A 3,774-nucleotide genomic window follows, 5' to 3' on the forward strand; every position below is an offset into this window, starting at 1 on the left:
CTCGGGGCCCGGGCCCCCCGCGGCCGGGGGGGGGGCCGAAGGGTGGCTAGTGGACGTCCCAGTCCACGCGCCGCCGCTGCGGCAGCGGCGGCTCCCATCCCTGACGCAGGGCCAGCCGCAACGCGCGGCGGTCCTGCTTGTGGGCCGCCCGCTGGGCCGGCTTCCGCCGGTCGCCGGACATCGCGCCGACCGGGAGCCAGGGGCGGTCCTGCCGGGTCATCGCCTTGGGGCGGGTGTTGTCGGTCCGGGACATCGGTTCCTCCGGGTGTTCGCTGGTTCGAAGGGGGCGCTGGCCTGGCGGTGAGGTGCCACCCCCACCGCCTGCCAACAAGAGAACTACATCATGCCATGGGCACGATGTGAAGCGGGGTCCGGCTCGGGCCCCACGCCTGCGGACGGGGCCTCGGGGTCAGCTCTCGCCCGGCTGCATGATCGTGATCACGGGCTCCCCGCTGTCCCCGGGGCCACAGTGAACGGACAGCCTCGCGCGGGTCGCCCGGCTGGGGCCCTCCGTCGGAATCCGCAGGACCTCGAACGGGACCGCCCGGACGCCCGGGTTCGCGCTGCGCACCGCGTAGAACGCCATCCGGAGCACGTCCCACAGCCGCCCGGTTTCCGACTGCCCGTGCCCGGGGTGCCGCGCGTCGTCCTCGCTGGTCCACGCGACGCAGTCGCCCCACGCGGCGCGGGTCAGTGCCACCGGCCACCGCCAGCCGGCCTCCTGGGCGAGGCTCCGGGAGGCCTCCACCAACTCGCCCGCCGCCAAGGCGTCGGCCCGGGTGAGCTGGTCGATGGGCTCGCCGAACAGGTCCGTCAAGCTCGTCATTTCTGTGTGACCTCCTGTGCTTCTGGTCGGAAATTGCTGAGTGGGCTATACCTCTTGCCCGGCCCAACATGAGAACTACATCATGTCTATGGCATGATCGGGGGTGTGACGCACGTCGCATGTCCGCGAAAGGGTACGGAAGGCCAGCCTTCAATGCCCCCTGGAGCCTGTACGTTGCATCCAGGAAATTCCGCGTATTCTTGGATATTGTCGGCGATTAGCTAATAGCGGCATTCAAGGCGCCGGAATTGCAGGCCAGAAGTTGCGTTCTAGCAGCCTTTCAGTTATCGGATTTCAGCCCTGCTCGGTCTTTCGCGCGGCCCGAAGCTTGCGCCAGAACTGTTCGGCCTTCACCGCCAGTAGGCGTGTGTGGTCGTGCGTCCGTGCCGCCGTTGTGATCGCGCTGATCTGGCGCTCGGACATGTTGTACCCAGCTTGCTGACCTCGCGCGGGAAGACTCCGGCCAGTGTGTTGGGGCCGTCCGATGTCAGCACCGGCGCACCGAGCGTGTAGAACCAGACCCGCAGGCCGGCCCCCGGTCCAGTGCTGTCGGCAAGGGACCCGATGACGACGGCGCGCCGGTGGCCGGTGATCCGGCCACGCTGCCAGTGCGGGGCTCGCACGATGTCGCCGACCTGGTAGGCGCTGGCGGGAGTGGTCGGGGCGCTGTTCGCGGTCATGGTGGGGACACGTCCTCTCGGGACGGGTTCTGGTGGGGGTAGTTGCCGGGGCGGGGCGCCGCCCCGGCAACTAGAAAACTTAGTTTGCGTTACTTCACGCCGTAGGGGTTTAGTTCACCCCGGCCCAACCGAGCGACCACGCGCGCTGAACCGAACGGGCGGCCTTCTCCATCTCGCCGAACTTGGCGGACTCGACCGCAGCAACCAAGGTGGCGAATGCCTCTCGGGCCTTGGCCAACTGCCGGGCCTTGCGCAGCCCCCGGCGCTTGATCGTGTCGTCCCGGAGTTCCTGGCCGATAACCTCCCAGAGCTCCACAACCTCGCCGTAGCCGTCGGCCTGCGTTGCGACGGAGAGCATCCACTCCGACGCTCCGGGGATAACTCGCTCGACCTTCTCGCCCACGCCGCGAATGGCACTGACGTACATGAACTCGAACTCGCCCCGGTGGTTCTTGGTGCTGCCCTTGGTGATGGTAGCGGACATTTCAGTCTCCTTGGCTTTCTTTGTGATTTGGTTCGAAGGGGGGATTTGCCGGGCAGTAATGCCATTTACCGCCCGGCGGTTCGGTCACGCGTGGGAGATCTCGAACAATTCCAGAAGCTCGAAATCCTGCGGCGGGGCCAGCTTTACGACGGCGGCCTCAACGGTTTCCTTCTTGATCGTCGTAGGCAGATTTGCCGCAATGAGGCTGGGGTTCTTGCAGGAGCTCCACAGCTTGTACAGCGCGATCCTCCGCCGGTTGAGCAGGCTGGTAAGGGCTTCCCGCGCGCCCTGGTACTCGGCCTCGATCAGCATTGCCTCGATCAGCAGCTCCGGCGAAAGAACCTGAGCGGTCATCGGCGTCTCCGTTGCCTCGGGAGTGGTTCGAAGGGTGTCGGCCCGGGGGGCCCGCCCCGTTCCAACAAGACAACAGTATCACGTCCAACTCATGGATGGGAAGCGGCACGCCTCCTGATCTGGGCGTGTCTCCCCGCCCCGCCCGGCCCAGTGTCTTGTGAGCGGTCTTCTGGGGCGCCTCGTTGACATCCTCTTGGGGTGGCTTGTCGGGTGCTACATGAGCACATGGGCATTCACTCTCCTTGGGTGATCGTGCAGCTCAGAGGCCATATTCGAAGGGCTGGAAATTCCGACAACCCCTTTCCTTTTGCTTTTGGGTAGTTGGTAGTTGGCAGTTGGTCGGTTGGGGTTTGCGCCTGCGGCGTGCTCTTGGGTTTTGGTTGCCGCCCCCTGAGGGGTGGCGGCGGGGTGGGGGCCGGTGGCTGATGTGGCGGGCTTGCCTGGTCATGTTGGTGGTGAACTCCCCTGTTTGGGTGGGCTATTGGTGCTTCGATGCGTGAACTTGCCTATTTTCCTTGGGTGTTGTGGTGCTGGCCCCTGTGTTGTGGGCGTTGTGGTGGGGCGGGTGGCCGGCTTTTGGGTGTCCGGGGTGGCGCCCCGGCCGTCCTGCTGTGCTCCGGCGTCTGGCTGTCCTGCTGTGCTCCGGACGCCGGGTGTGTGGTGGTCGGGGCTGTGGCCCCGGCGTGGCGGCCCTTGGCCGGTGCCTGGTGCTGCGCTCCGGTGTCGGGGGTGTCGGGGGCGGGGCTGTCGCCCCGCTTGGCCGTCCTGGTCGTCCCTGTCCGTTGCTGGGTGGTGTGGTGGGGTTCTGGGGGTGTTGCTCGTTGCTGGTGGGGTGTGGGGGTTTGTCCGGGCTGTCGGCCCGGTGGTGTGTCCGTTCGGTCTGTCCTGGGCCTGTCCCGGGGGCCTGGGCCCGTCGGTCTGCTGTGGGCTGCTGTGGGCCGCTGTGGTGCTCGTGGGGGCCCGTCAGGGCCTTGGTGGTGCCCGTAGGGGGTGTGCCTGTCGTCCCGGGGCCGGTAGGCACTGTGGAGGGGCCGTCAGGGCCCGTGTTGTGTCCGGGTGGTGACGGGGGCTGGGAAGGGTTCCCGCCGGGGCCTCTTGAATAGGGCTCGGGATTGACGGTAACTGGCCGTCACTTCCCCGTCAGGGGAAGGGGGAGTGGGGGGTTTCTGAGAATGTGCGGCGCATTGTTCACGGGGTTCTCGTCCGGGCCGTCGGCCCGGACCGGGGGAGGGGCGAACCAAGAAACCACGGCACAACGTTCACGTGCCCTCGAATACGCCGGAGGCGTATTCCCCCCACCACCCACCCACCCCACCGGCCGTCAGGCCGGTGCACCTGACACACCGTGAGGGCGTCAGCCCTCACCCCGCGCCTGACGGCGCGTCAGCGCCGCCCGGCCGTCAGGCCGGGGGTAAGCCCGCTTGCGGGCC

At 67.5% G+C, this 3,774-nt stretch carries 5 protein-coding genes; all 5 read right to left on the reverse strand.

Translation table 11 applies throughout. The features are described from left to right. Positions 1 to 46: 46 nt before the first annotated feature. Positions 47 to 253, reverse strand: coding sequence for a hypothetical protein (locus ACFW1A_RS39365; RefSeq protein WP_380418310.1), 207 nt, complete (start codon positions 251 to 253; stop codon positions 47 to 49). 156 nt (positions 254 to 409) lie between these two features. Then, the gene (locus tag ACFW1A_RS39370) at positions 410 to 826 is read right to left on the reverse strand and encodes a DUF6573 family protein (RefSeq protein ID WP_380418312.1); all 417 of its coding nucleotides are present in this window, start codon (positions 824 to 826) and stop codon (positions 410 to 412) included. 350 nt (positions 827 to 1,176) lie between these two features. After that, complete coding sequence (locus tag ACFW1A_RS39375; RefSeq protein WP_380418314.1) at positions 1,177 to 1,506, reverse strand: DUF6409 family protein; 330 nt, start codon at positions 1,504 to 1,506, stop codon at positions 1,177 to 1,179. A 109-nt stretch (positions 1,507 to 1,615) separates the two neighbouring features. After that, positions 1,616 to 1,990, reverse strand: a complete 375-nt coding sequence (locus tag ACFW1A_RS39380; RefSeq protein WP_380418316.1) for a hypothetical protein — start codon at positions 1,988 to 1,990, stop codon at positions 1,616 to 1,618. Positions 1,991 to 2,074: 84 nt separating this feature from the next. After that, on the reverse strand, positions 2,075 to 2,344 hold the full coding sequence (locus ACFW1A_RS39385; protein WP_380418318.1) for a hypothetical protein: 270 nt from the start codon (positions 2,342 to 2,344) through the stop codon (positions 2,075 to 2,077). Positions 2,345 to 3,774: the final 1,430 nt, after the last annotated feature.

Source organism: Kitasatospora sp. NPDC058965 (assembly GCF_042741245.1).
Lineage (GTDB): Bacteria > Actinomycetota > Actinomycetes > Streptomycetales > Streptomycetaceae > Kitasatospora.